The organism is Pantoea sp. AG702 (assembly GCF_003182295.1).
In the GTDB taxonomy this organism is placed as follows: Bacteria; Pseudomonadota; Gammaproteobacteria; order Enterobacterales; family Enterobacteriaceae; genus Pantoea; species Pantoea ananatis.
Genome location: NZ_QGTU01000001.1, coordinates 17,346 through 41,151, shown reverse-complemented (window position 1 = coordinate 41,151; position 23,806 = coordinate 17,346). Strand labels below are relative to the sequence as shown.

Sequence of the window (23,806 nt, the reverse complement as noted above, 5' to 3'; positions counted from 1 at the left end):
GCCGCCTGGCGATACTTTAGAATCCCTGTTCATCATGGGATCTTTCCGGATTAAACTGTTATCGTTTCTCGATCAGACCAGTTATAAACCGCAAATACCAGCCTGATGTCGCCCGAAATGGCCCCATATCTTCGGTGCATATTGTCGGTAAAATACGATTTGAGCGTGTCGGGCAGGCTTGTTGAACGATAACGTAGCAACGTGGTGTGCCAGTATTCCGGTGGCGTTGTTTTTCCACCATGTCTTTGCAGAAGCAAATCCCGCCACTCTTCCAGTGACAGCAGTGCATTCCAGCATGCTGCTCTTTGCGCTACGGCGTGGCCTTCAGGAATACCTGCCAGTAGCAGTTGATCGGGAAGCGCCACCAGCCGTAATGCGTCAACCCTGAGTGACGAGTCGGTCACGTTCTGGCGAAAGGCATCCCTCAGGCCCGCTAAAGCCGGGAGCTGCTGCGGGCTTTGATAGCGCGCTGGCGTGACGGGCAGGAAGGTAACGTGAAAATGTTCGGCCCGCATGACATCTGCCAGCGGATCCCCCTGAGTTAAGCCACGAAGATCGGCAAGGAGTGACTGAATTTGCGGATTCAGGACGGGCTGAATGCCACTGGTCAGGGCGTGAAGCCCGGCAGGATAGAAAAACTTGTCTGCTTGCTGATGTGCACTCGCTGTTTCTTGCCGCCAGCATTGCTGGGTTTCCCTGTTACGCTGCGCGTAGAGAGCGTCAAAATAAGCGGCCGCCGTCATCTTCTCTCCTGAGATATCGTTAAACATCATGTCGGTAGCATAGCCAGATGAACATATGAATGCAGCACTTTCACGAAACAAGCAATGAAAGTCCATTTCATACTTCGCGTAATGCGGCTGTTTATCAGCCCATTCAGGTACGTGGGTTTCATCAATTGTTGCGTCGTTGGTATCGCCCTGGTTCTTTTCTCGGGTTGCACATCCGGATGATCGCTCTTTACAGATCTGTCTGTCATCGTGGCTTCGGATTACAAGGCTGGATATGTTCTCTGCCGTCTTAGCCAAAGATCAGCACAACAGTTTCCCGGCATTACATTGCACAGTCTGGATTCACTACCGCCAACCTGATGATATGGCTAACTTTTTCCCACCAACATTGACTTAGCAGAAATACCGACCAGGCTTATCAGGCGAGCTGTTTTATAGTGTATTCATCACGAGGGAAAGACATGAAAAGCATTTTGAGCGGTTTATTGATTGTTTCCAGCCTTTTAATGATGTCGGGTTGCCAGCAGGACAGCGGTGCTGTGGGTAATGATGGTCGTCCACATGCGCCAAGCGGGCAATCTGTTCCAGGCGGCCCGTTAGGTAAAGGCCCTGTGGGCCAGCCACAGGCTTAAATAAAAATCCGGCTCTGAGCCGGTTTTTTCACTTTGTGTTTGCGTAAATCTGATTTAACTTTCTACCAGACGCGCAAAATGGCTGTACAGCGCCGGCAAATGACAGCCGCTAAGCACGGTTATTATCCTCTGGATGACGCCGTTATTTATCCCCCCTGGCAGCAAAAGTGCCGCCCGGTGGTGTTTCATTACCGTTCTTAATTTGGTTATTATATTAACATTTCACTCTCAACCATAAGGGAGCAGATTTAAGATTTTTCCTGTCCAGACTGGGACATATTTCATCGACCACCACAAATGACACGTCTGTCATTCCAGATATTCGTGATCCATCTCTCATTAATGAAGTCTTCCTTCACGTTCTTATCAAACATTACCCCGACGAAAATATTATTATTGCATTTACTGTGAATCTAAATAATTAAGCAGCCGATTAAAACCTGCCAAACGCCACGCACCTAATTTCTTCATTTTCATCGACATCAACAGAAGATACCTGTTGTCTCTTCTCTATCGCCTTGTATTCAAACGTGAGCTTCTCTTACAAATAAACAGGACGTATCGATCAATTAATTATATACAATAGCCTCGACCTATCAGGAACACCGTACCGATCGATATTAACTATTTTTAAATGGTCAGCATCTCTGCAAAATAACCTTCACGCACCGCTCAGGATTAAGGAATATTTCTATACATTTAATTAACCTAATTTCGAGCAGATTAAAACATTCAGTCAGCCACACCACCAGGGTATAAAAATGACGTCACATTAATTTAATAATAATTATCATTAAGAATAAAGCGTTAATCCTTAATGTTAATTCATAAGTTAACGGATGCGTTATTTAAAATATTCACATTAAAAATAATTATTTTAACAGAATGCTTAAAAAGAATGTTCCTGCCTGATGAAAAGCGATCTTCTGAACATTTAACAACCCCATTACGCTAAGAAAAACATCGATGAAATAAATGGATGAATAAATAACAATGAGCAGAACAACGCGTAAGTTTGTTATCGCTACGGTGATGAGTACGTTTGGATTAATGAATGCCCCTGCAGAGGCGGTCTGTAGCCAAGAAGGGAACAAATACACCTGTAGTGGCGCCGATCATGACACACAAAACCTGACAGGCGATGTCCTCGACGTCGTGCTGGACGGGACGTCTTACATTAATACCGATAGCGGATATGGCTTATCCGTCACGGGTTCATCCCTGACCATTACGCAGCAGGAAGGCGGCATTATCGTAGCCGATGGTTCAGGGATAAATATTGAAAATACCGGTACGGGCGACACCACGCTTAACATTTCCGGCACTGTGGTGGCGAAAAGAGCCGATGGTATTGAAATCATTACGTCCTACGAGGCAGGCGCAATCACCCTTATTCAGGAAGCAGGCACAATATCAGGGGAACAGAATGGCATCCAAACGCAGTATATGGGAACGGCCGATACGTTTATCACGGTATCCGGCGAGGTGAAGGGAGAATCGAATAACGGTATTAATGCCCTGAATGGCAGCACGGCAAAAAACCTCTCCATCATGCAGTCTGGCGGAAAAATAACCGGCAGATTTAACGGTATTCAAGCATCTAACCAAGGTACCGGAAACACGTCCATCATCACAACCAGTGATGTCTCAGGTGAATACGCGGGCGTTTTTGTCGATAATCATGCTTCGGCACAAGACATCCTGGTGATGCAGTCAGATGGCAGCATCACTGGGGGCCATTACGGTATCTATGCCTTCAACCACGGAATCGGTGATACCACCATCCTGACAGCAGGTAACGTCACAGGCACTAACGGTTCAGGCATTTACGTCGACAATGCTGAGAGCGCAAACAATCTGTCTATTGTGCAATCTGGCGGCAAAATAACCGGCGGTGAGCATGGTATCTACGCGAACAATCACAGTCGCGGCGATACTTCCGTTACCACCCGCGGTGAAATCGTGGGTGAAAATGGCTCCGGTGTCAGCGTCTCGACCATGGACGGCGGCGATATCGCCTTCACTCAGATTCAGGGAAAAATTTCAGGTACTCAGTCAGGCATAGATATCTTAAACCGCGAAACGGGCGCCACGACTGTGAATATATCGGGTGAGGTTATTGGCGGTAGCGTCGCCGGTATCAATACAGATTTTAGAGGTAATGACGGAAAAACTACCATCAACCTGAACCAGGGTGCGGATATTTCAGCCGCCTCAGGTATTGCAATCAGGTCTACTAATTCTGATGCAACGGTAAACCTGAATAACGGCGCCAAAGTTTCCGGACAGATTCTGTTGGGAAATGGGAATAACACCCTGAATCTCAATCAGGGTTCAGATGTAAGCGGCCTGACAGTGATAAATGGAAACGATGACGATGATCCTGAGGACAGTATCACTACCCTCAATATCAATCAGTCACTGACGGGTTCTTCTTTTACTGAGGGGGCAGCAGGCGATGTCGCCATTCTAAACTGGAATATCATTAATGTTGGCAACGCAGCGCAGACCCGCAATGCGACGTTAACCCTTTCCGGCGATCTCAATGCAGATCAGATCACTATCGCATCAGGGGGAAGGGTTAACGTTTCTTCTGCGGTCCGGGATGTCACTCTTGCGGGTAAGGTAAATAATGCAGGCTCCCTCGATCTGGGCATTGAGCGAAACAGTGACAACAGGTTAACCATTGAGGGTGATTATTCAGGGGATAACGGCAACCTGGTCCTGAATAGCGTTCTCGAAGGTGACAATGGCACTGCTGACCGACTGATCGTCAATGGCGATACGGCCGGCCATACCTGGGTCAGTATCAATAATCTGGGCGGACAGGGAGCACTGACCGATAAGGGCATTGAAATTGTCACGGTTAAAGGTGATTCCGCCGGTACCTTTGCAAAATCAGGCCGAATCGTCGCAGGGGCCTATGATTACGATGTAGTTAAAAAAGACAGCAACTGGTTTCTTGCCAGCGAAAAAGCGTACCGTCCCGAATTTGGCAGCTATCTGGCAAATGCCCGTGCGGCCAACACGCTGTTCCATACCCGCCTCCACGACCGCCTGGGTGAAACACAATACACCGACAGGTTAACGGGCGAACAAAAAGTCACGAGCCTGTGGATGCGCCATATCGGTGGGCATAACCGCTTCAGAGATGCTTCCGGCAAACTCCATACCCAAAGTAATCGTTACGTGATGCAGCTCGGCGGCGATATCGCACAGTGGAGCCGCAATGGACTGGATCGCTGGCACCTTGGCCTGATGACCGGCTACGCCAATAACCAGAGCCGCACGCATTCTAAAGCGAATGGCTATACCTCACGTGGAGACATTAACGGTTACAGCGTAGGCCTGTACGGCACCTGGTACGCTAACCAGAAAGAGAAAACCGGGGCCTATGTCGATGCATGGATGCTGTACAACTGGTTCGATAATCAGGTTACCGGGCAAAATCTGGCGACGGAAAAATATCATGCTGATGGGATCACCGCTGCCCTTGAAACGGGCTACACCTTTCAGACAGGAGAGAGCCGCGATGGCCGCACGCGTTACTGGCTACAGCCAAAGATACAGCTTACCTGGATGGACGTGCAGGCTGACGATCACATCGAAAATAACGGCACACATGTTGTCAACAACACCAACGGAAATCTGCAGACCCGTTTGGGCATGAAGTTTTATCAGCAGGGAAATCACATCAGTGATGAGGGCAAAGATCGCACTTTCCAGCCGTTTATTGAGGCCAACTGGATCCATAACACCCATAACGACAGTGTCATGATGAATGGTATCAGCAATGCGATCACAGGCGCGCGCGATGTGGGTGAACTGAAACTTGGCGTCGAAGGTCAGATCAACGCTCGCCTGCAACTGTGGGGCAACGTTGCTCAACAACTCGGCGATAATGGCTTTAGCGATACACAGGGCACGCTGGGGATAAAATACCAGTTCTGAATGTTCGCATAATATTCCACGTCAGCCCATTACCTCAGATGTCCGGTTTTTACGTTTGGGTACCATGACAGAAACCGGCCTGAATGAACCTGTTCAGGCCGACCGCACTACCAGGACAATCTGCATTTGTCGTGATGGCGTTCCACTCAGCTCCCCTTCCGCGCAGTTCTGCAATACTCGAGTAAACTTGATCATACTGGCTGAAAGGAAAAACCTGTATTGAGGCTTTGCCTGTCCTGCGGCGAGATCAAAACACGCCTTACAACCGCCCCCCATAACAATAATAAGGTGCGAACAGTGATGAAAAAGATCGCGATCGTCGGCGCTGGGCCAACCGGTATCTACACGTTTTATGCGCTTCTGGGTCATCATGTACCGATGTCCGTTTCCGTTTACGAACAGGGTGATGAGGCCGGTGTTGGCATGCCCTATAACGATGAAGAGAATTCCCGGATGATGCTGGCAAACATTGCCAGTATTGAAATCCCGCCTGTATTTATGACCTATATTGACTGGCTACGCGCCCAGAGCGACAGTCATCTCAGGCGATATCATGTCGATCCTGCCTCTCTGCATATCCGTCAGTTTCTGCCGCGTATCCTGCTTGGCGAGTATTTCCGCGATCGGTTTTTAGCGCTGGTGTCCCGCGCAACGGCACAGGGTTTCGAGGTAAAAATACATGAGCGCTGTCAGGTCACCGATCTTGAGGCCACCGATGCTGGCGTAAAACTCTGGACGCAGGGCGATACTGCCCCAGCAATATTTGATCAGGTCGTTATCGCCACAGGCCATGTCTGGCCAGACGACAGCGCCGCCACCCGCACCTACTTCCCCAGCCCCTGGTCCGGTCTGATGGAAGCGAAAATAGCGGCATGTCACGTGGGTATTATGGGCACCTCCCTGAGTGGCATTGATGCCGCAATGGCCGTGGCGATCCAGCATGGTGACTTTCATGAAAGCGACGACGACGCGATCGCCTTCACATTGGACAAAGGCCACGAAGCCCTGAAGATCGTATTAATGTCACGATCGGGCATTCTGCCAGAAGCCGATTTCTACTGCCCGATTCCCTATGAGCCACTGAGCGTCGTTACCCAAAATGCCATCGATAACGCGATTGAGGCAGGCGCTGACGGATTACTCGATCGCGTATTTGCACTGATGGTTGAGGAGTTGGAGGAGGCTGCGCCCGCGTGGAGCAAAACGATTGATCTGAAAGCACTCACTGCCGACAGCCTTGCAGAAGCCTGGTTTGCCAACCGACATAAACAGGATCCTTTCCACTGGGCCAGCGCTAACTTGAATGAAGTCGAACGCAACAAACGCGACAGGCACACCGTGCCCTGGCGCTATACCCTTTTGCGGCTGCACGAGGTGGTTGAGAAAATCGTTCCCTTCCTTAACGAAAGCGACAGTAAACGCTTTTCAGGTGGCCTCGCTAAAGTGTTTATTGATAACTACGCGGCGATTCCTTCTCAATCCATCCGTCGACTGCTGGCCTTACGAGAGGCCGGAATCATCAGCATCCTTGCCCTTGGCGAAGAGTATGAACTGCGAAGGCAACAGCAGAAAACGCTGATCACGACTGAGGGGCAACAGCGAACGTTTGACGTGTTTATTGATGCGCGAGGGCAAAAGGCTCTTAAGACCCGCGATCTGCCCTTTGCAACACTGAAACAGCAGATCCAGCGCTGCGGCGATGAGATTCCGGATGTGGGTGACGATTATACTTTGCTGTCTCCTGAATCTGCCCGTGGACGCATTGCCCTGGCCGCCCTGCCCTATTTAATGCATGACCAGCCGTTTGTGCAGGGACTTACGGTGTGTGCCGAGATCGGTGCCGCCATCGCCAGTACGCTTGTGGAATCACCTTCACGTCCCCGAAAGCGCCTGGCGTATTTTGAACCCTAGGGCAACGCGATGCCGCTATCTTGTTAACGCTGAAACGACTGGGCGACAGCGCATCTCGTCGTCCGGCTCTGGCATCAGCTACCTGATTCCGGCACGTGATTAAGGCAGAATATGCTCTGTGATGGCGTCAGAACTCAGTTGCACCAACCCTTTGACGCCATAGTGATAACCAGCTTTATCATGTTTAATGCGGATGCCGCTGATATGCGTGTCTGCATTCGCTGCGAGTATCGCCTGCGCCAGTGGCAGCACCTCGTCGCCATAGTCTTCAAACAGCTCACCGGTGACAATCACGTGTCTGATATTGTGAATCGGTGCGGTGCAGCAGATAGCAAAACAGAGCGCTCTGGCGGTGGCCAGTACTGTTGCGGGCTGGTTATCCGGATCGACAGCAAACGCCTGCTCAATACCGCCCTCATAAGGTAAATGCACTATCTCCGGATAAAATCCGTTCTCACCCAGTACCGGCTCGCCGTGAATACATTGCCCATAGCCCAGGCTGCCAAACCCAGGCATAAACGCCACCCACGATGAGTAAGGTAAACGCTGAGCCAACTGAAAGGTGGTGCAGAACGCAATATTAAAAATCTGTGTGCTGATACACATCGCGTCTTCAATCCGTTTTTTAAGCGCCACGTTCGTCTCACTGAACAACGGGCAATAACGAACGACGCCGGTGAAATGCTCGATGCCGCCCTGCAACGCCACGCTTATTACGTTGACCTGCTGCTGACGGACATTGCCTGACAGGCATAACGCCGCCACGCTGGTGGCGATAAAGTCAACCAGGCGTTGTGGCGTTAGTAGGACAGGCAACGAGATCCTGTGGTGCGCCAGCGCGGGCACTTGCGTATTGAAGTCGTTTAGCATCGCCTGGAGCTGGCCTTTGCGAAGCGTAATATTGACGCTGAAAAACTGGCCCGGCGTTGCCGCCAGCAACTGTTGAGGTCGGCCAAACGCACTGTCCTTTACGTCCCGCTCCTCAATAACCCGCTCTTCCAGCAGCTGCGACGTCAATTTTGTCACGTAGGCCTTCGTCACACCCAGGCGGCGCGTCATCTCTGCCCGTGACTCGCATTCGCTGTGCAGAATATTCAATATCTGCTTCTTGTAATCCATTCACGACCCTCTGCCCGCTCTGCGCTTCTGAGCGGACAGTAACACAGTTCGCCTTATCAGGAATTTGCTCTCAACACGAGTATCCAGTCATTTCCGCTGGCGGGTGGGTCGATGTTAAGGAAGAAGGTCTCCGACATATCATTGCTCAGCCAGTTCATGATGCCATAGCGGGGATCAAACCATCCTGTTTCGAATCCCGTTGCGGCAAAGGCGCTGATATCCAGGGTGATATTTTGCTGTTGTGGAATATATACCACTATCCAGCGCTGCTGGTGATCGCGCATCACACCACAGTGGCGTTGATCGCTGGGATTAGGGTTGATAAGCAAAGACCGATCGGGAACCCGTAGATGCCAGTCAGGCAGGGATTCAATAAACCGTCGCAGGATGCCAATGGCAAAGGCGCCGGGATAGTCAAGCGCATCAAACCAGTATGGAATGGTATCGCCCTGATAAGTACTCGCTGCGCTTTCAGGTATCGCCACGGCGTCATCTTCCGGTCGGCGCATCTGCCAGAGACTGTAGCAACCATAGGTAATGCCCGCGCCCCCCGCAAAGACTGACCAGTAGCTGCTGCGGCGCACCTCACGATCGGTAAAGCGGCTGGCCTCCTGTGCACGACGGAACTGATGCTGACACATGATCGGATGGGCTTCATAGCAGGGTTCAGCATCGAGAACAGGCTTGCTCTGACGCTGGTAATCCATTTCAATGACGCGCCACGACGGATAAGCCTCACCCATGTGTCCCGATTGCCAGACGATAAAATCATGCCAGGGCCGATCGCCCAGCATGTCCAGCGTGCTTCGCCCGCCCTGCGAGTGCACGGTCAACAGCGCATCGCCACTGCCGCCCTGTCGCAACCCTTGGGCCATATTTTCCATCAGCTGGCGTTGTTCCGGGGTTTGCACTGCACGATCACCGCCGATCATCCATATGATGCCCGTGCCTTGCAGCTTGTCACTGAGATACCGACAGAATGCCTGAACGTTTTCTGCGTTAAATAAGGGCGTTTTGGCCGCTCCCCAACTGTTGTTCACACTCCAGTGTGATCCCCACATCGGCACCAGGGCGATATAGAGATCTCGCGAGTTGGCGATGTCGGTGACTCGCCTCAGATGATCGAAATAGGCTTCATTGGGGATCAGAGACGTTAAATCCCTAAAGGGCAGATGTCCGCCTTCGTAAGTCGGCGTCTGTAAACCGTCAAGCTCACACAGGGCAACGGCCTGAATTACATTAAAGCCTTTTTTTGCCCGATTTGTTAAATACGCTTCTGCCTCTGTCAGCGTCAGTTTGTGAAACAGCTCCCAGGCAGTACAGGCCGTATAGAAAAAGGGGCGATCCTCCTGATAAAAACTTCTGTCACGAACCGTTAATTTTTTCATCTACCACTCCTGATATCAGAACGCTTTTTCATTGATAAATGACTGGCAGGTTTTTTCATCCAGTTTGTAACGTGAAAATATTCCGGCGGTGATAAACATGCAGGATGCGGGGAGCCAGACATAAAGGAGGTTAAACGCAGAAAGTTGATTTTCTGAAGCCGTGGTCATGAAATCGGGGTTATATCCGTACCATGCTAAGACATAACCAATAATTGCCCCACCGATCGCCATTCCGGCTTTTGTGGCAAACAACATGCCGCCGCCAATCATGCCGTTTATTCGGACGCCATATTTATAAAAGCCGTAGTCAGCCACATCCGCGACGGTTGCCCAAATAATTACGGCGATAAGTTCAACAACCAGTGTCGCCGTGACAAACAGCCCCGCATGTACCCAGACGGCTTCGGCAGAGGTAAAACCAATGATTAACGTAATAAGTCCCCCCGCGATCTGACTCCAGATCAGTAATGGAATCCGTTTTACCCGTCCGGTTTTAAGGACATATCCGGTAATCAAGGGGGCAATAATTCCGGCAATTGAACCCGCGGTAAGCAAAATACTCAGAAATGAAACAGGCAAGTTAAGCACATATTTTACAAAATACGCCGCCGCACCAAACTTAAGCGTATTCATAATCATCACCACCAGCTGTGCAGCAAAAATGATTAAAGCCTGATCGTTTTTCAACATCAGCCGTATCTGGTTGCCGACGCTGAGCGTCTGTACATCCCCTGCTGAAACGCGTTCCTGAGTATTGTAATAGCAAATTAAAACCAATAGCGTTGAGAGCAGGCCAATACCGCACATCACAACCCGATAACCCATCACCTCATTATCAAAAAGCGCAATCAACATGGGGACCAGTAAAGAACAAATTAAGTAAGAGACCTTGGCTAACGGAAAGCGAATCGTGTTTATCTGTATCCTCTCGTCACTGTCTGCTGAAATGGCTCCCAGCAGAGAGACATAGGGCACCGCCACCAGGCTGAACGCCATAACCAGCATGATATAGGTGGTGTAGGCATAAATGATCCGGCCGGTTTCACCCAACTCGGGTGAAAGAAAAACGGCTGCGCAGCTAAGCCCATAAGGCACAGCGAACCATAATAGCCAGGGGCGGTAACGGCCATGTCGAGAACGCGTGCGATCGGCCACCACGCCGATTAATGGATCGCTTATCGCATCAATTAAGCGCGTAATCAGAAATAAGGTTCCCATTACTGCAGGGCTGAGCTTGAATACATCGGTGTAATATATCGACAAAAACATCATGGTCATGCCCATGAAGATATTCGCTGAGGTATCCCCAAGCCCGTAACAAAATTTTTCGCGAAAACTCACTTTTAATGGTTTATGTAATTCCATTCCAGCATCCTCCCGCATTAATAAAGGACGCCAACCATATAAAAACAGGGAGCAGAAACAAACTGCATTAAGTTTCTTTTGTGAACTTAGTTCAATAAAAAACAAATCACACCTTCAAAAATACATCAAAATTTAAGTTAATTAATTAACGCACCTCGATAAAACATCTCTTCACACCTCTAACCACCAACAACCAAAAGCGCTATTAAAGAGATAATAGTAACTGCCAAAAAACACGCCTTATTTGCGGCATAGAATCTATTTAAAAAACAAAAATAGACAAAAACAGGCATCACGAACAATGTGAGAATGAATTAATAAAATCAAACTCACCCGATAAGAAAAGCGTCCACTTGAATGGTTTGCACAGATCACACCATCTGTAAAAGCCAGAACAAAATAAACAACATCATTAACAATGATGAAATTTTAAAACATCAAAACACCCATAATAAACCTATGCATACCGGAGAAAAATCATGTCAAGAATACCACATCAATTAACCATGGCCGTTATTATCGCTAACCGGGGGTTCTTCCCCGGATACGTCGTCAATGAGGCGCGCGAGCAGATTATTGAGGTGTTTATTCAGCACGATATCAATCCGGTAATGCTCGATGAAACCCAGACCCGCTACGGTGGCGTTGAAACACGTGCAGAAGCCAAAATATGTGCAGCATGGTTACGCGCTCGTCGTGACGATATTCATGGCGTGGTGGTATTGCTTCCCAATTTTGGCGATGAAAAAGCCGTTTCAGAAGCATTACGTCTTTCCGGACTTAATGTTCCCGTGTTAATTCAGGCCCAGCCAGACCGCCTGGACAAGATGCATCTCGCCAGTCGGCGAGACAGTTTTTGCGGCAAAATCTCCCTGTGTAATAACCTGCGTCAATATGACATTCCCTTCACCTTAACCACTCAGCACGTGAGTGACTTAGCGGGTGAATCTTTTGCCCGGGATATAAGCCGGTTTAAGCAGGTTTGCCGAGTGGTCAGCAGCATGCGCGGCGCGCGAGTGGGCGCAATTGGTGCGCGTCCTGCTGGTTTTAATACCGTTCGCTACAGTGAAAAATTACTTGAAAGGCTGGGCATCGCCGTGGAAACCCTGGATTTATCGGAGGTGTTCAGCAGAATGAAACGGTTAGGCGACAGCGATATTCGTGTCGATGAGAAGCGCCGCCTGCTGCTGGATAATGCGCATGTCAGCACGATGGCTTCAGATAAAATAACCCTCATGGCAAAGTTGTTCGTGGTCATCGCTGAATGGGTTATAGCTGAAGACATTGATGCCACCGCCATCCAGTGCTGGACCTCATTGCAGGAAACGCTCGGTATTAACGCGTGCTCTGTGATGAGCGTGATGTCCGGTCAGTTACTGCCCAGCGCCTGTGAAGTCGATGTGATGGGCGCATTATCCATGTATGCCCTTGCCAGTTGCAGCCTGAGTCCGGCCTCCATTGCCGACTGGAATAATAACTACGGCGACGATCCAGATAAATGTGTGCTGTTCCACTGTGGCAACTTTGCCACAGCCTCTCTGGAGGACGCCACAATGGGCACCGCCAATATTATTGGTCATCGCGTCGGCAACGAAAATACCTGTGGTGCCGTTCATGGCAGAAGTAAAACTGGCAACATCACTTTCTTCCGACTGAGCTCAGACGATCTGAGGGGGGAAATTAAAGCCTATGTGGGTGAAGGCGTCGCCGTGAACGATCCGCTAGATACCGTTGGCTGTCGTGCGGTCATTGAAGTGCCGCAGCTGGAACGCTTGCTGGCGTGGATTTGCCGTAATGGCTTCGAGCATCACGTAGCCTTTAACCACGCATCTTGCGCAGAGGCTTTGCATGAAGCCTTTACCCGCTATTTGAAGGTTGGGACGCATTTTCATTGCCAATAAGGTTGATGTTAAATCAAGGCGGTTTGGTACATTCACCGATGAGCCCCTTCATTTCTGGTAAGAATCTGATGGGGCCGGTTTAAAATATATTCACGATGAAAAGACCAAAATTATGGCTATCGCTTTCTCCTCTCCTACCTGTCTGCCCGGGCCAGGTAAGTCACTATTATGAAGACAATATTTTAACCAAGAGGCTCTACGCTATTGAAGTTAACAGCTCAAAAGCGACAAAAGTAAAAGCAGAACAGTAGAAATAATGAATCCAGTTTGTCGGGCTATTCCAGCCTTAACAACGGCGTATACCGAGACATATCCCTGAAGGTACAAAACTCAGGCGCACCCAGCGTCATCACCGGCGCAACCCGCATCAGCTTTTCCAGATATCCGGCTCTTAAAATTTGCAGCAGGCGCAACTCCTCATCGTTCGGTTTATTGATGAGATAAGAGACACTGACATGAAATTCGTAGACATCATGATTATTTCGTTTGCAGTTAAGCGTGCGGCTGAGCGCATCTCTGAGCGACCGTATTTTGCGCTCTTCGGCCTTGTCCAACGGCGCCAGCGACAGCGAGACGCCACGTTTTAAGGCAATAGCCCCAATGCGCATCTGCAAAGGTAACGAGGGCATGAGCCTCAAATTTGCCAGCTTCGCCGCGAACAGCCGGTCGCACTCTTCCATCGACGCATCAAGATTCAGGTCTTGTGGCCAGGCCGGATAGTGCCGTGCCGGTCATTGGCACCGTTAAACACCGTCATATGGTAGCTCGACTGCGGCAGAAATGCGTAACAACGCCCCAGCCCTGCGGCTTTCATTGCATCAACCATTTCGCCAGTCACACGGACGATTTCACTGTCCTGTTCGAGATGACAAATCAGCGTATTGCCTCTGAATGGCAGTACCTCACCTTTGGCGTTAAATTTTTCACCGATGGCATTTTCTATCCATCCTTCCTGCTCCAGCACTTCTGACATGATTCAGGCTCCCGTGCGCTCGAGATGGCTTTCCTGAGACGATTACTCTCTAAGCTGGCATAACCAGGCGATATGATGACGTGCTTCAGGAACGCTCTTTGTGACTGCCGAACCACAGCATAAAGCATGATTGTGACCGTTATCAGGCAGCAGGAGCGATGGAAAATCAGGACAGCGGGCTGGCTTTAATACAGAACAGGCAAAAAAGACATCCGAATGCGTTTTATGAAGCCATCATGGGCACAAAGCAGATAATTAACAGGTTGGTTTCTTACCGCTGTCGGGTTTGAGCCTGGCCTTTTTTAACCAGGCGTTGTGCCCCGTCGCCTGCGGATATCCGCAAGCGGGCTATTTTTTCCGTAACAGAAAAACAGCAATGGCGGTAAGCACGCCCATCAGTGGCATAGCGATCGCGCCCGAGAAGAAGTCGTGATGATCTTTTTGATTGCTTCGACGAATATCAGCAAACCGGTTAAGTGCCCGATGCTTGTCAGTTGCACTCACCTCTTCGAATTGCTTTTTATAGCCCTTATCTTCTAACTGAGAACCACCGTCCGCATCATGTCTTTCCAGCACGACGGTGTGCTGACCTTTTTGATAGAAACAGTAATCTGGCATTTTGCGCTTCGCCTGAAAGAAGAGGAGAAATGACTCTATCCTGCTGCGGTTGATGTTGTAAATACCTCTCCCGCCTCACGCTTCAGCCACCAGCCTGATGGGTTACACATTATGCGCTGATACCGAATGATGCCCACTGTTGAAGGAATTAGCAGACTGGGCATTTATGGTCTGAAAATGCGCTCCGCCAGGGTTGTCTCTGTGCATGCCGGCTACTGGCTTATCGGATATCAATCTGGTGGTCGCGGTTTGCTGACTGTTGGCTTCACCAGCCTGACTCGATTGCTCCCCTGTCATCCTGTTGTCAGCCTTCGCGATAACAGATTTCACTGAACCGTCAGAAGGCATATAGAGCGCCTGCTGCAGGATAGTTTCATTTTGTGACAGGTTCTCATCCACCTGCGCCAGCTGACGACGCAGGACGTTAAGCTTTACGGATGTGGCTAGCGGTATTTGAAGCTGTTGGTCGTTCAAAACGTTTAACTGCTGGCGGGCACCATACTGTTGCTGTAACAGCGCACGGTACTGGCTTTCATAGCCCCATACCGTCGATTGCTCCTGCTCAAACTGAAGCGTGGAGATGTATCCCTTTGCTAACAGCGGTCGCCAGGTGTTGACCAGCTTCTGAGCCATACCCATTTGCGCCGATTCAATTTTAATCTGGTCCGCCAGTTGCTCAAGTTGACCATTCAGCATGGCCTGCTGGAAGCGGCTGTCGCTGACCTGTTGCAGAGCAAGCTGCTGGGTGTGCTCGATATCCTGCAGCAGACTGCTCTGCTCAAGCTTCAACTGTGCACTGACGAGCCGAATTTTTTCCGCGGCTAACCGCGCCTGGGCTGAGGCAAGTTCAAGTGAAGAGGCGGTCAGCGCAGGCTGGCCCTGGCTGTTCTGCCCCTGCTTAACCGTGCCGCCTGCAGGCGCATTGAAGGCCACAGGTTGTGGCTGCGCGGCCTGCCTGGCGGCTGACGGGCGCACGTGAAGCGGATGGCTTTGAACGAAATAAATGACGGTTATTGTCCCAACAACGAGTGAAACCAGGTTCCGGCGAAGCAACTGTGCCAACGGGGACAGGGTTTCACCGCACTCAGCGCCGGATGATTCAACGATCTGTTTCTTAAAAAATGGGTTTTCCATTTTTATACCTTCAATAATGACGTAGGGATATTACCGGGCAAGGCGCCATGTAACAGATGTTTTGTGAGTGCGGTTAATTCAAGGCTAATCGGGTAACGGATTCCCCTCTGCGCTTAACATCCCATTTCCTTGTGCCGTTTTAAAACAGAAGAACATTTCCAGTCGTTACCTTTTGCAAGCGAGTTTCAATCTTTCGGGTTTGCTGTGTCAGAGAACGGCTTTGACTGCATATGAAGGGACGTTTTACGGCGCTGACAGAAAAGGCGGGGGATGTCACCAGGCGAGCTAGGGCCAAAAGCTGGCCCCAGCGAGCAAACAGCACTCAGCAGTTCGGTTACGTCAGAAACGTACCGCCGCGCGTTTTATTTAACAAGATAAAGGTCCTTGGTGTAATAGAAACCCAGATGCGATGGGGCATAGCCGCCGACCTTTGGACTGACCATCTTGTTGAGCGCACCATAGAAAACCGGAATAACCGGCGCATCTTTTGCAATAATGTCGCTGGCTTTCTGGTAATCCAGGGTTACGGCGTTTGGATCGGTATCCATTCCCGCGGCTTTTACTGCCGCATCAAACGCTGTGCTGGCATAACCTGAGCTATTCTGACTGTCGCCACTGCGGAAGGTATTTAAAAAAGTAGAGGGCTCACTGTAGTCACCAATCCAGGTGTAGCGCACCAGATCATATTGCCTCTGATGCATGGTATCCAGCATGGTTTTCCATTCCTGATTTTGCAGCGTGACCTTCGCACCTAACGCTTTACCCCACATGGAAGCAGCGGCAATTGCGATACGTTGGTTATCCTGATTGGTGTTGTAGAGCAGGGTAAAACTCAGAGGATGGCTGGCTGAAAAACCGGCTCCGCTGAGTAACGCCTGAGCTTTTTTGATGCGCTGCGCCTGGGTCCAGCCCGCCCAGTCAGGCGGAGACAGTTTGACGTCCCCCATTGATAATGGCACAACGGTATAAGCCGGTTTCTGCCCCATACCAATGACCTTATCGGCGATGATGCCTTTATCCAGCGCCAGATCCAGCGCCTGACGCACGCGGACATCGGTAAAGGGTGCCTTGTGCGTATTTATCTGGAAATAGAACACGCTATAAACAGAGGTGCTGTGTACTTCTTTGGGCCGCTCTTTTTTCATTCGAGGGAAATCAATGGCGGGAATGTTGTCCGTAATGGTAATGCCGCCGGCAAGGTAGCGGTTAAGCTCGGCAGAAACATCATTAATCGGTAAAAACGTTACGCGATTAATTACGGTATGCGCGTTATCCCAGTAGCGATCATTACGGTTCAGCGTGATTTTTTCATTAACTACCCACTGATCCAGTTTATAGGCACCGCTGCTGACCATGTTGCCCGGCTGGGTCCAGGCCTCACCAAACTTTTTAACGTTATTTTCGCTGACCGGAAACAGGGAAGGATGGGCAACAAACTGCAAAAAATAGGACACCGGCTGATCCAGAGTAACCTGCACGGTGTGCGCGTCTAAGGCTTTTACGCCCAGGCTGTCAGGCGGGCTTTTACCGCCCGTCACCGCATCAGCATTAAGGATATGCGCATAGTTAGCAAAGGATGCATAAGGCGATGCCGTTTTGGGATCGGTCAGACGACGCCAGCTGAAGACAACATCTTCAGCTGTCAGCGGCGATCCGTCTGACCATGTCAGGTCAGGACGAAGATGAAAGGTCCAGACTTTGTTGTCGGCCGTTTCCCACGAAGCAGCCAGTCCCGGTATGACTTTGCCCTCTGGATCAGTCCGCACCAGCCCTTCAAACAGGTCGTTAATAACTGAAAAGGCATCGTTGGTTTCAGCTTTATCAACATCCAGGGTAGCAGGCTCGGCTCCATTGCCCCGCACGATCTCCTGCACGGGAGCCAATGTCACACCATTGGGTACGTTTGCCCCAAAGGCCGCCGTCGAGCACGATAACCCCGTGATAATTACAGACAACCCCATACGGGCAACATATAAACGGCTTACCGACATTCGTCCAACTCCTTTCGCATTGTTTTAAGATGACTTCACCCCATCAGCACTGCAATTTACAGGCCAGAGATAAGGGTAAGCGCCACGCCAGCCTGCACCCGATCTGAGACTAAAACCGCGTTGTATTGCACAGTTCTGATGCAAGGAGCCGGCGTATCCGCTCAAAAACAGCGCCGCTGTAATCTGCATATGTTCATTTTCAGCTATCAGACATAACGATGTTGCCTGCGTGAATAACTGTCGTGGTTCGTTTATCAGGGATAACGGGAATATTCGGAAAGGTGTTCTCAGGATTAAACGCGCGCGACAAGGCCAGAACATGGGGCTGCGACCGGTTTTCGCTGCTGAACGCCCCGATTAACGGAACTTTTACGCTATCCTGCCGGGTCTTTTTCATCCGCCACACACTTGTACAAGCAGGGCTTGATATAGTCATTCCTGTTAATCAGGAGCCTGTATGAAAAAAGTGATTCTGTTCGTTATCGCGTTAGCAAGTGTTTCTGCCCTTTCGGGTTGTGTCTGGCCATTCTGGGGCCCTGGAGGCGATGGCCCGGGACATATGGGCCCTGGCGGCGGCGGTGGGCCTGGCGGCGGTCCACACAGGTAACACATGATGGCCTCACCAGGAGGCCATTGTTTGCATCGCGATCAGGATTATTCTGACATTACATTTACGCCCTCTCTCTGCGCATGCCTTTGCTGGAGATTCGCCGCTTTTCATGACAAACTTGAGCACATCTTAAGGATAGGGAATCTGCACGATGTCAGGCTCAAACATCGCTTGTCTGTTTACTGAAGGCCAAATCACACTGCCTGATGATTATCAGGACCGCACGGTTAACGCTTTCACCGCCTCTGATGCCACTGCTCCCGCTTTTAATATTTCACGCGATACGCTTAACGAGGGTGAAACGCTGCCTGCGTACATCGACCGTCAGCTCACGCTAATGCAAAAACACATAAAGGGATGGAAACAAACCGAACGTAGCGCTGCGGTATTGGGTGACGCGCTGCTACAGGGTGAATGCGTACACGCCAGTTTTCTGCGTGACGGCAAACGTATCTGGCAACAGCAGTCGGTCTTCACGCCCGATGGTCACAAAGTACTGGTCTTTACCATGACCTCTACGTCCGCCATTGGTGACGCGGACAGCGAACAGTTTCAGGCACTGCTTAAAAGTTTTCGTTTTAACGCTTAACGACAAGGGCAATTATCATGTTTGAAGCTGCACGCCTCGGCGATGATATCGGTCACTCTCATGCCCTGGCGGGCATGATTGCAGGCACTATCGTCGGTGGACTGATCGCTGCGGCGGGCGGTATTGCTGCGGGTGCATTGATGATTGCCGGGATAGGCGCCTCCTGCCTTGGCGTGGGCGTATTGCTGGTTGGACTCAGTATCGGCGTGGGTTACCTTACTGGCGAACTGGCCACCGCCGCGCGAGACGGAATAGCGGATGCTGGGGCGGCCAGCATGACCCCAAAGGGCAAGATTACCACCGGTTCGCCCAACGTCTTTATTAACAGTAAACCCGCCGCCATGGCCACCAACAGCATAGTGGCCTGCAAGGACGATGGTCCGCAGCAGATGGCGGAAGGCTCCTCCCGGGTGTATATCAACGGCCTGCCTGCATCACGCATCGACGATCGCACCACCTGCGATGCCAAAGTGATGACGGGCTCTGACAACGTCTATATCGGCGGCGAGCCTGAACAAACGCTGCCTGTCCAACCTGAAGTGCCCGAATGGGTTTATAAAGCCTCCGATCTTACCCTGCTGTTTGCCGGGCTGGCCGGTGGCGTGGGCGGTGCGGCTGGCAAGGTCGGCGCGCTGGGTAAATTACTGAGCAAGATTCCCGGTATCAATAAAATCGCCCGGGTGGCCTGCCGTGCTGGTGCCTTGATGACCGGTGTGGCGGCCGCAGGTATTCTTGCCCGTCCCGTTGATATCGTAAGCGGCCAGAAGTTTCTTAGCGGCGATGATGAACTGGATTTTGTGCTGCCCTCCCGGCTGCCGCTACGCTGGCAGCGCTACTGGCGCAGCGGTAATCCCGGCGACAGCGTATTAGGCCGTGGCTGGAACCTGTTCTGGGAAACACGGCTGGAACGCTACCAGGATGGGCTGGTCTGGCGTGCGTCCTCCGGCGATTACGTCTCTTTTCCTCTGGTGCCAAAAGGCCAGCGTACCTACTGCGAAGCGGAGAAACGCTGGCTGGAACATCATCGGGACGACAGTTGGTCATTGTATGACATCAGCGGTGAGCGCTGGCATTTTATGCCCCTGCGCGATGATGCCCCTGCTCTTCCCCTCTGCCTGACCGAGCCCTGCGGCAATGAGATTCAGTTCGACTGGAACCCCGATCACACATTGGCTGCGCTGACAGACAGTGCCGGTCAGCGCGTAACCTGCCGCTATGCGAATAACCGGCTCGCAGGTGCCTGGCTGGATGACGATATTTGTCTGGTCAGTTACGCTTATGATGATATCGGCCAACTCGTTACGGTAACGGGCCGGGGCGGTAGCGTGCGCCGACGCTTCCAGTGGCGCGATGGCCTGATGGTCGCCCATGAAGATATGAATGGCCTGCTAAGTGAGTATCGCTGGCAGGAGATCGATGGCCTCCCGCGAGTGTTGGCCTTCCGTCACAGCGGCGGCGAACAGCTGGATTTTGAGTACGATTTTGACAACGGTATCCGACGCGCGCGACGTGATGACGGCGTTGAAGCTCACTGGCTCATTGACGATGACGATCATGTCGCCCGCTTCACCGACTTCGACGGCCGCCAGACCATGCTGGTTTACCGCGCAGGCGAGTTGTGCGATGTGATTATGCCCGGCGGTGCCATGCGCTGCAGCAACTGGGACCGCTATGGTCGCATGAAGCAGGAGATCGATCCGGTCGGACGTCGAACCACTTATCACTGGTTCCGCATGACCGACCGCGTGATCCGTACGGACTATCCCGATCTGAGCGCGACTCAGGCGGCTTACGATCTTAATGTTCGCCTGCTGACTGAAACCGATGCGCTCAATAACGTCACCACCTATCACTACCCTGATGACACAGAACTGCTGCCAGACAGCATCACCGATGCAACGGGCGGCGTGGTGAAGCTGGAATGGAACCGACAAGGGCTGCTGACGCAGCGCACCGACTGCTCTGGCAGCGTAACGACGTTTAGCTACGACCGATTTGGCCAGCTTGTTCGCAGCGTGGATGCTGAAGGTCATGTCACCCAGCGCGAGTGGAATGACAAGGGACAACTCTGCGCCATCATCCATCCAGACGGTAGCCGGGAAACCCTGCACTGGAACACCCAGGGGCAGCTCAGTGCGTGGCGCGATCCGCTGGAAACCGAAGTCCGCTGGACCTATAACGCACTCGGATTACCGGTAAGCCTGACGGACCGCATTGGTCGCACGCGTCGCTGGCATTACGATGCCCGCGGTAATCTGCTGCGGCTGGAAAACGGCAACGGCGGTGACTATCGCTTTACCTGCGATCCGCTCGGCCGTCCATTGAGTGAGATCCGGCCCGATAAGACCTCACGCAATATGGAATGGAATGCTCGTGGCTTTCTCATTGGTTTACAGGAAAATGGCCAGCCCGCTAATGACGGTGGCATAGCTCGACGCTGGCAGCGCTTTAGCTACGACGACAGCGGCTTGATTACCCAGCGCACAACGCAGCATGCTGAATACCACTACCGGCGTCATCGTAGCGGTCAACTTGCCAGCCTGGTTCGCACGCCGACCAGCGACGGAATGGCGCTTGGTATCGAAGAAGATGAAATCGCCTTTACCTATGACGTCGCAGGTCAGCTGTTAACAGAAGCCGGTATAAACGGGAAACTGGATTACGAATGGGATGCGCTGGGCAACCTCACCCATCTGACCCTGCCGGGTGAACAGCAACTTGCCTGGTTGCACTATGGCTCTGGCCATGTCAGCGCGATTCGCTTTAATCAGCAACTGGTCAGTGAATTTACCCGCGACCGCCTGCATCGGGAAATTTTCCGCAGTCAGGGCGCGCGTGAGCAGGCGCGTCAGTACGACAGCCTTGGCAGGCGCACGATGCAGCGCAGTGAATTGCATAGCGAGGTGGTGCTACCGGAAAAAGCCATTCTGGAACGCGCTTTCCGCTATTCGGCACGCAGTGAACTGGAGTCTGTCAGTGATACGCTGCGCGGCGACATTATCTATGGTTACGATGATGAAGGCCGCCTGCTGAAGCACTATGAAGCCAGACAGGGCCACAGCACCTCGCATTTTGCTTATGATAATGCGGACAACCTGGCGGCAAACGACGATGCACTGCACGCGTTGCCAGTTACCGACAACCGTCTGCATCACTGGCAGAACCTGTTTATGAAGTACGATGACTGGGGCAACCTGGTCAGTCGACGCAGCGGCCTGCATGAGCAGCATTTTACCTATGACGCCGAAAACCGGCTCATCAGCGCCAAAGGCAATGGCCCGGACGGCGGGTTTACCGCGCATTATCATTATGATGCGCTGGGCAGGCGCACCCGCAAAGTGGTCAGCACCCAGCACGATCGTAAAGAAGTCCGTTTTCTGTGGCAGGGCTATCGTCTGTTACAGGAGCTGCAGGAAAACGGCCAGTGCCAGACCTATGTGTATGATCCCAACGAGGCTTGGAGCCCACTGGCGCGCATCGACCATATGGCAGCAGGCGGCCGGGGCGATGTGTTGTGGTTTAACACCGATATTAACGGTGCGCCGCTGGAGGTAACCGATGAACGGGGCGATATCCGCTGGAGCGGTCAGTACGGCAGCTTTGGCGAGGTACGCCGACAGACGGAGGGCTTTACCCGGCTGGCAAAACAGTCTGCCCTGCCCCATCAGCCGCTGCGCTATGCGGGCCAGTATGCGGACAGCGAAACCGGTCTACACTACAATCTGTTTCGCTATTACGATCCGCAGGTGGGACGGTTTACGGTTCAGGACCCGATAGGGCTGGAAGGCGGCTGGAACCTTTATCAGTATGCGCCGAACCCGCTGAGCTGGGTGGATCCGCTGGGGTTGAGTAATCTGTCCACAACTTTCAAAGCTATGTTTAGGGAAGCTAAAAGGAAATTAGGTATACCTAAAAATACAAATACACCACAAGCTGTAAAAGTTTTCGATTCTAAATATGAAAACAGAACAGTCTGGGAATTTAATCATAACGGTGATAAAAAATATATCATCATGCATGAGGATGATAAATTTGGCAGGGGCCCTCATTTACACACTGCCGATGATTTGCATGGAAACCCATTAGATAAAAATGTCCGTTACAATCAACATCCAGGACATATCCCCGAAAATAAGATTGGAATTACAGATATGCGAGGAAAAAAAAGATGTCCTTGACATTAAAAGAGAAATTAAAAGAAGCCCAAAAAAAAGGTCAGTTAAAAAAACTGATAGAATTGATAATCGCTGAAACAGGTGTTCGAGAAGATAGCATTGAGGTTTGTAGCATCTCTTATCAATCAATAATTGATCATGTTTATGATCTATTAGTACTAGAAAATGAAGTATACGACATTAATACGCAGAAAAGTAATTTTGAAAATTTTATAGATTCAATCTCAGGCTTTGAATATCTTATAACATATTTCATGACAGAAAATAACATCTTTTTTCTGAAATTACCCTCTCAGACCATTAAAGAAAGTCAAGAGTTATTCTGGGATGGTAAAGAAATCATGGGTAATAGTAGAGACAGGATATTTATCAAAGAAGATTTCAGTAGAGGTTTTGTTGTTCTTAGTAGCGAGTATGGTATTGAAAAAGCGGAGTGGTAGTTTATAAAAAACAATCACAGTAGAAAACATTAAATATAAAGCTAAACCAATCGGGAAAACATCCAAATAATTGTGGGTAAAAAATGCAAAGCATCATATATTACGCCAGATCTATTTGTATGAGGCATAGCTCCTGTCGACTAACCCCGCAGAGTATGCGCGAGCATGTGTGGCTGTATTGAGGACCTTAGCGTCACAAGCTTTAACTGTAAAAGGTCAGCGCCTGGCTGAAAGACCTTCCGGGGGCGCTGACAGATGCCGGAGATCAAATAGTATTA

At 50.9% G+C, this 23,806-nt stretch carries 16 protein-coding genes and 1 pseudogene; 8 read left to right on the top strand and 9 right to left on the bottom strand.

All coding sequences use genetic code 11. From position 1 onward, the window contains the following. Positions 1 to 50: 50 nt before the first annotated feature. Complete coding sequence (locus DFO57_RS00160) at positions 51 to 743, bottom strand: hypothetical protein (protein WP_233255840.1); 693 nt, start codon at positions 741 to 743, stop codon at positions 51 to 53. A 449-nt stretch (positions 744 to 1,192) separates the two neighbouring features. Between DFO57_RS00160 and DFO57_RS22710 the strand changes: the two genes are divergently transcribed. The 3 genes from DFO57_RS22710 (at position 1,193) to DFO57_RS00150 (ending at position 7,225) form a co-directional block, all read left to right on the top strand. Continuing rightward, positions 1,193 to 1,363, top strand: a complete 171-nt coding sequence (locus DFO57_RS22710; RefSeq protein WP_015700785.1) for a hypothetical protein — start codon at positions 1,193 to 1,195, stop codon at positions 1,361 to 1,363. A gap of 993 nt (positions 1,364 to 2,356) precedes the next feature. After that, positions 2,357 to 5,314 carry an autotransporter outer membrane beta-barrel domain-containing protein gene (locus DFO57_RS00155; RefSeq protein WP_110014964.1) on the top strand — a complete coding sequence of 986 codons (2,958 nt, stop codon included), beginning with the start codon at positions 2,357 to 2,359 and terminating at the stop codon, positions 5,312 to 5,314. 300 nt (positions 5,315 to 5,614) lie between these two features. Further along, entirely contained in the window at positions 5,615 to 7,225 is a 1,611-nt protein-coding gene (locus tag DFO57_RS00150) for an FAD-NAD(P)-binding protein (protein WP_110014963.1), read from the top strand. Between the two features lie 99 nt (positions 7,226 to 7,324). Here the strand turns inward: DFO57_RS00150 and DFO57_RS00145 are convergent, their stop codons facing one another. The 3 genes from DFO57_RS00145 to DFO57_RS00135 are packed head-to-tail and all read right to left on the bottom strand — an operon-like array spanning position 7,325 to position 11,097. Continuing rightward, positions 7,325 to 8,344 carry a NagC family transcriptional regulator gene (locus DFO57_RS00145; protein ID WP_110014962.1) on the bottom strand — a complete coding sequence of 340 codons (1,020 nt, stop codon included), beginning with the start codon at positions 8,342 to 8,344 and terminating at the stop codon, positions 7,325 to 7,327. Between the two features lie 56 nt (positions 8,345 to 8,400). Then, complete coding sequence (locus DFO57_RS00140; protein WP_110014961.1) at positions 8,401 to 9,732, bottom strand: DUF4038 domain-containing protein; 1,332 nt, start codon at positions 9,730 to 9,732, stop codon at positions 8,401 to 8,403. A gap of 15 nt (positions 9,733 to 9,747) precedes the next feature. Then, positions 9,748 to 11,097 carry an MFS transporter gene (locus DFO57_RS00135; RefSeq protein WP_014606342.1) on the bottom strand — a complete coding sequence of 450 codons (1,350 nt, stop codon included), beginning with the start codon at positions 11,095 to 11,097 and terminating at the stop codon, positions 9,748 to 9,750. 479 nt (positions 11,098 to 11,576) lie between these two features. On the opposite strand from DFO57_RS00135, the gene DFO57_RS00130 reads away from it, so the two are divergent. After that, positions 11,577 to 12,998 carry an L-fucose/L-arabinose isomerase family protein gene (locus DFO57_RS00130; RefSeq protein WP_064373372.1) on the top strand — a complete coding sequence of 474 codons (1,422 nt, stop codon included), beginning with the start codon at positions 11,577 to 11,579 and terminating at the stop codon, positions 12,996 to 12,998. A 275-nt stretch (positions 12,999 to 13,273) separates the two neighbouring features. On the opposite strand, the gene DFO57_RS22805 is transcribed toward DFO57_RS00130, so the two are convergent. The 5 genes and pseudogenes from DFO57_RS22805 to DFO57_RS00110 form a co-directional block, all read right to left on the bottom strand. Next, entirely contained in the window at positions 13,274 to 13,612 is a 339-nt protein-coding gene (locus DFO57_RS22805) for a hypothetical protein (RefSeq protein WP_233255852.1), read from the bottom strand. A 33-nt stretch (positions 13,613 to 13,645) separates the two neighbouring features. After that, a pseudogene (locus tag DFO57_RS22800) lies at positions 13,646 to 13,971 on the bottom strand (DUF1868 domain-containing protein); the annotation flags it as partial. A 348-nt stretch (positions 13,972 to 14,319) separates the two neighbouring features. After that, positions 14,320 to 14,589, bottom strand: coding sequence for a hypothetical protein (locus DFO57_RS00120; protein WP_019105965.1), 270 nt, complete (start codon positions 14,587 to 14,589; stop codon positions 14,320 to 14,322). 102 nt (positions 14,590 to 14,691) lie between these two features. Continuing rightward, positions 14,692 to 15,723, bottom strand: coding sequence for a hypothetical protein (locus DFO57_RS00115; protein ID WP_088900391.1), 1,032 nt, complete (start codon positions 15,721 to 15,723; stop codon positions 14,692 to 14,694). 362 nt (positions 15,724 to 16,085) lie between these two features. Beyond that, positions 16,086 to 17,714, bottom strand: a complete 1,629-nt coding sequence (locus tag DFO57_RS00110; protein WP_024471175.1) for an ABC transporter substrate-binding protein — start codon at positions 17,712 to 17,714, stop codon at positions 16,086 to 16,088. Positions 17,715 to 18,171: 457 nt separating this feature from the next. Between DFO57_RS00110 and DFO57_RS22705 the strand changes: the two genes are divergently transcribed. The 4 genes from DFO57_RS22705 to DFO57_RS00090 all read left to right on the top strand — a co-directional run bounded on the left by DFO57_RS22705 (position 18,172) and on the right by DFO57_RS00090 (position 23,528). After that, positions 18,172 to 18,321: a hypothetical protein gene (locus DFO57_RS22705; protein WP_019105962.1), complete on the top strand. Its 150-nt coding sequence runs from the start codon at positions 18,172 to 18,174 to the stop codon at positions 18,319 to 18,321. Positions 18,322 to 18,475: 154 nt separating this feature from the next. Further along, entirely contained in the window at positions 18,476 to 18,913 is a 438-nt protein-coding gene (locus tag DFO57_RS00100; RefSeq protein ID WP_013024967.1) for a DcrB-related protein, read from the top strand. A gap of 17 nt (positions 18,914 to 18,930) precedes the next feature. Then, entirely contained in the window at positions 18,931 to 23,091 is a 4,161-nt protein-coding gene (locus DFO57_RS00095) for an RHS repeat-associated core domain-containing protein (RefSeq protein WP_110014960.1), read from the top strand. Continuing rightward, entirely contained in the window at positions 23,082 to 23,528 is a 447-nt protein-coding gene (locus DFO57_RS00090) for a hypothetical protein (protein ID WP_014606347.1), read from the top strand. The genes DFO57_RS00095 and DFO57_RS00090 overlap by 10 nt, the downstream gene beginning before the upstream one ends. Positions 23,529 to 23,806: the final 278 nt, after the last annotated feature.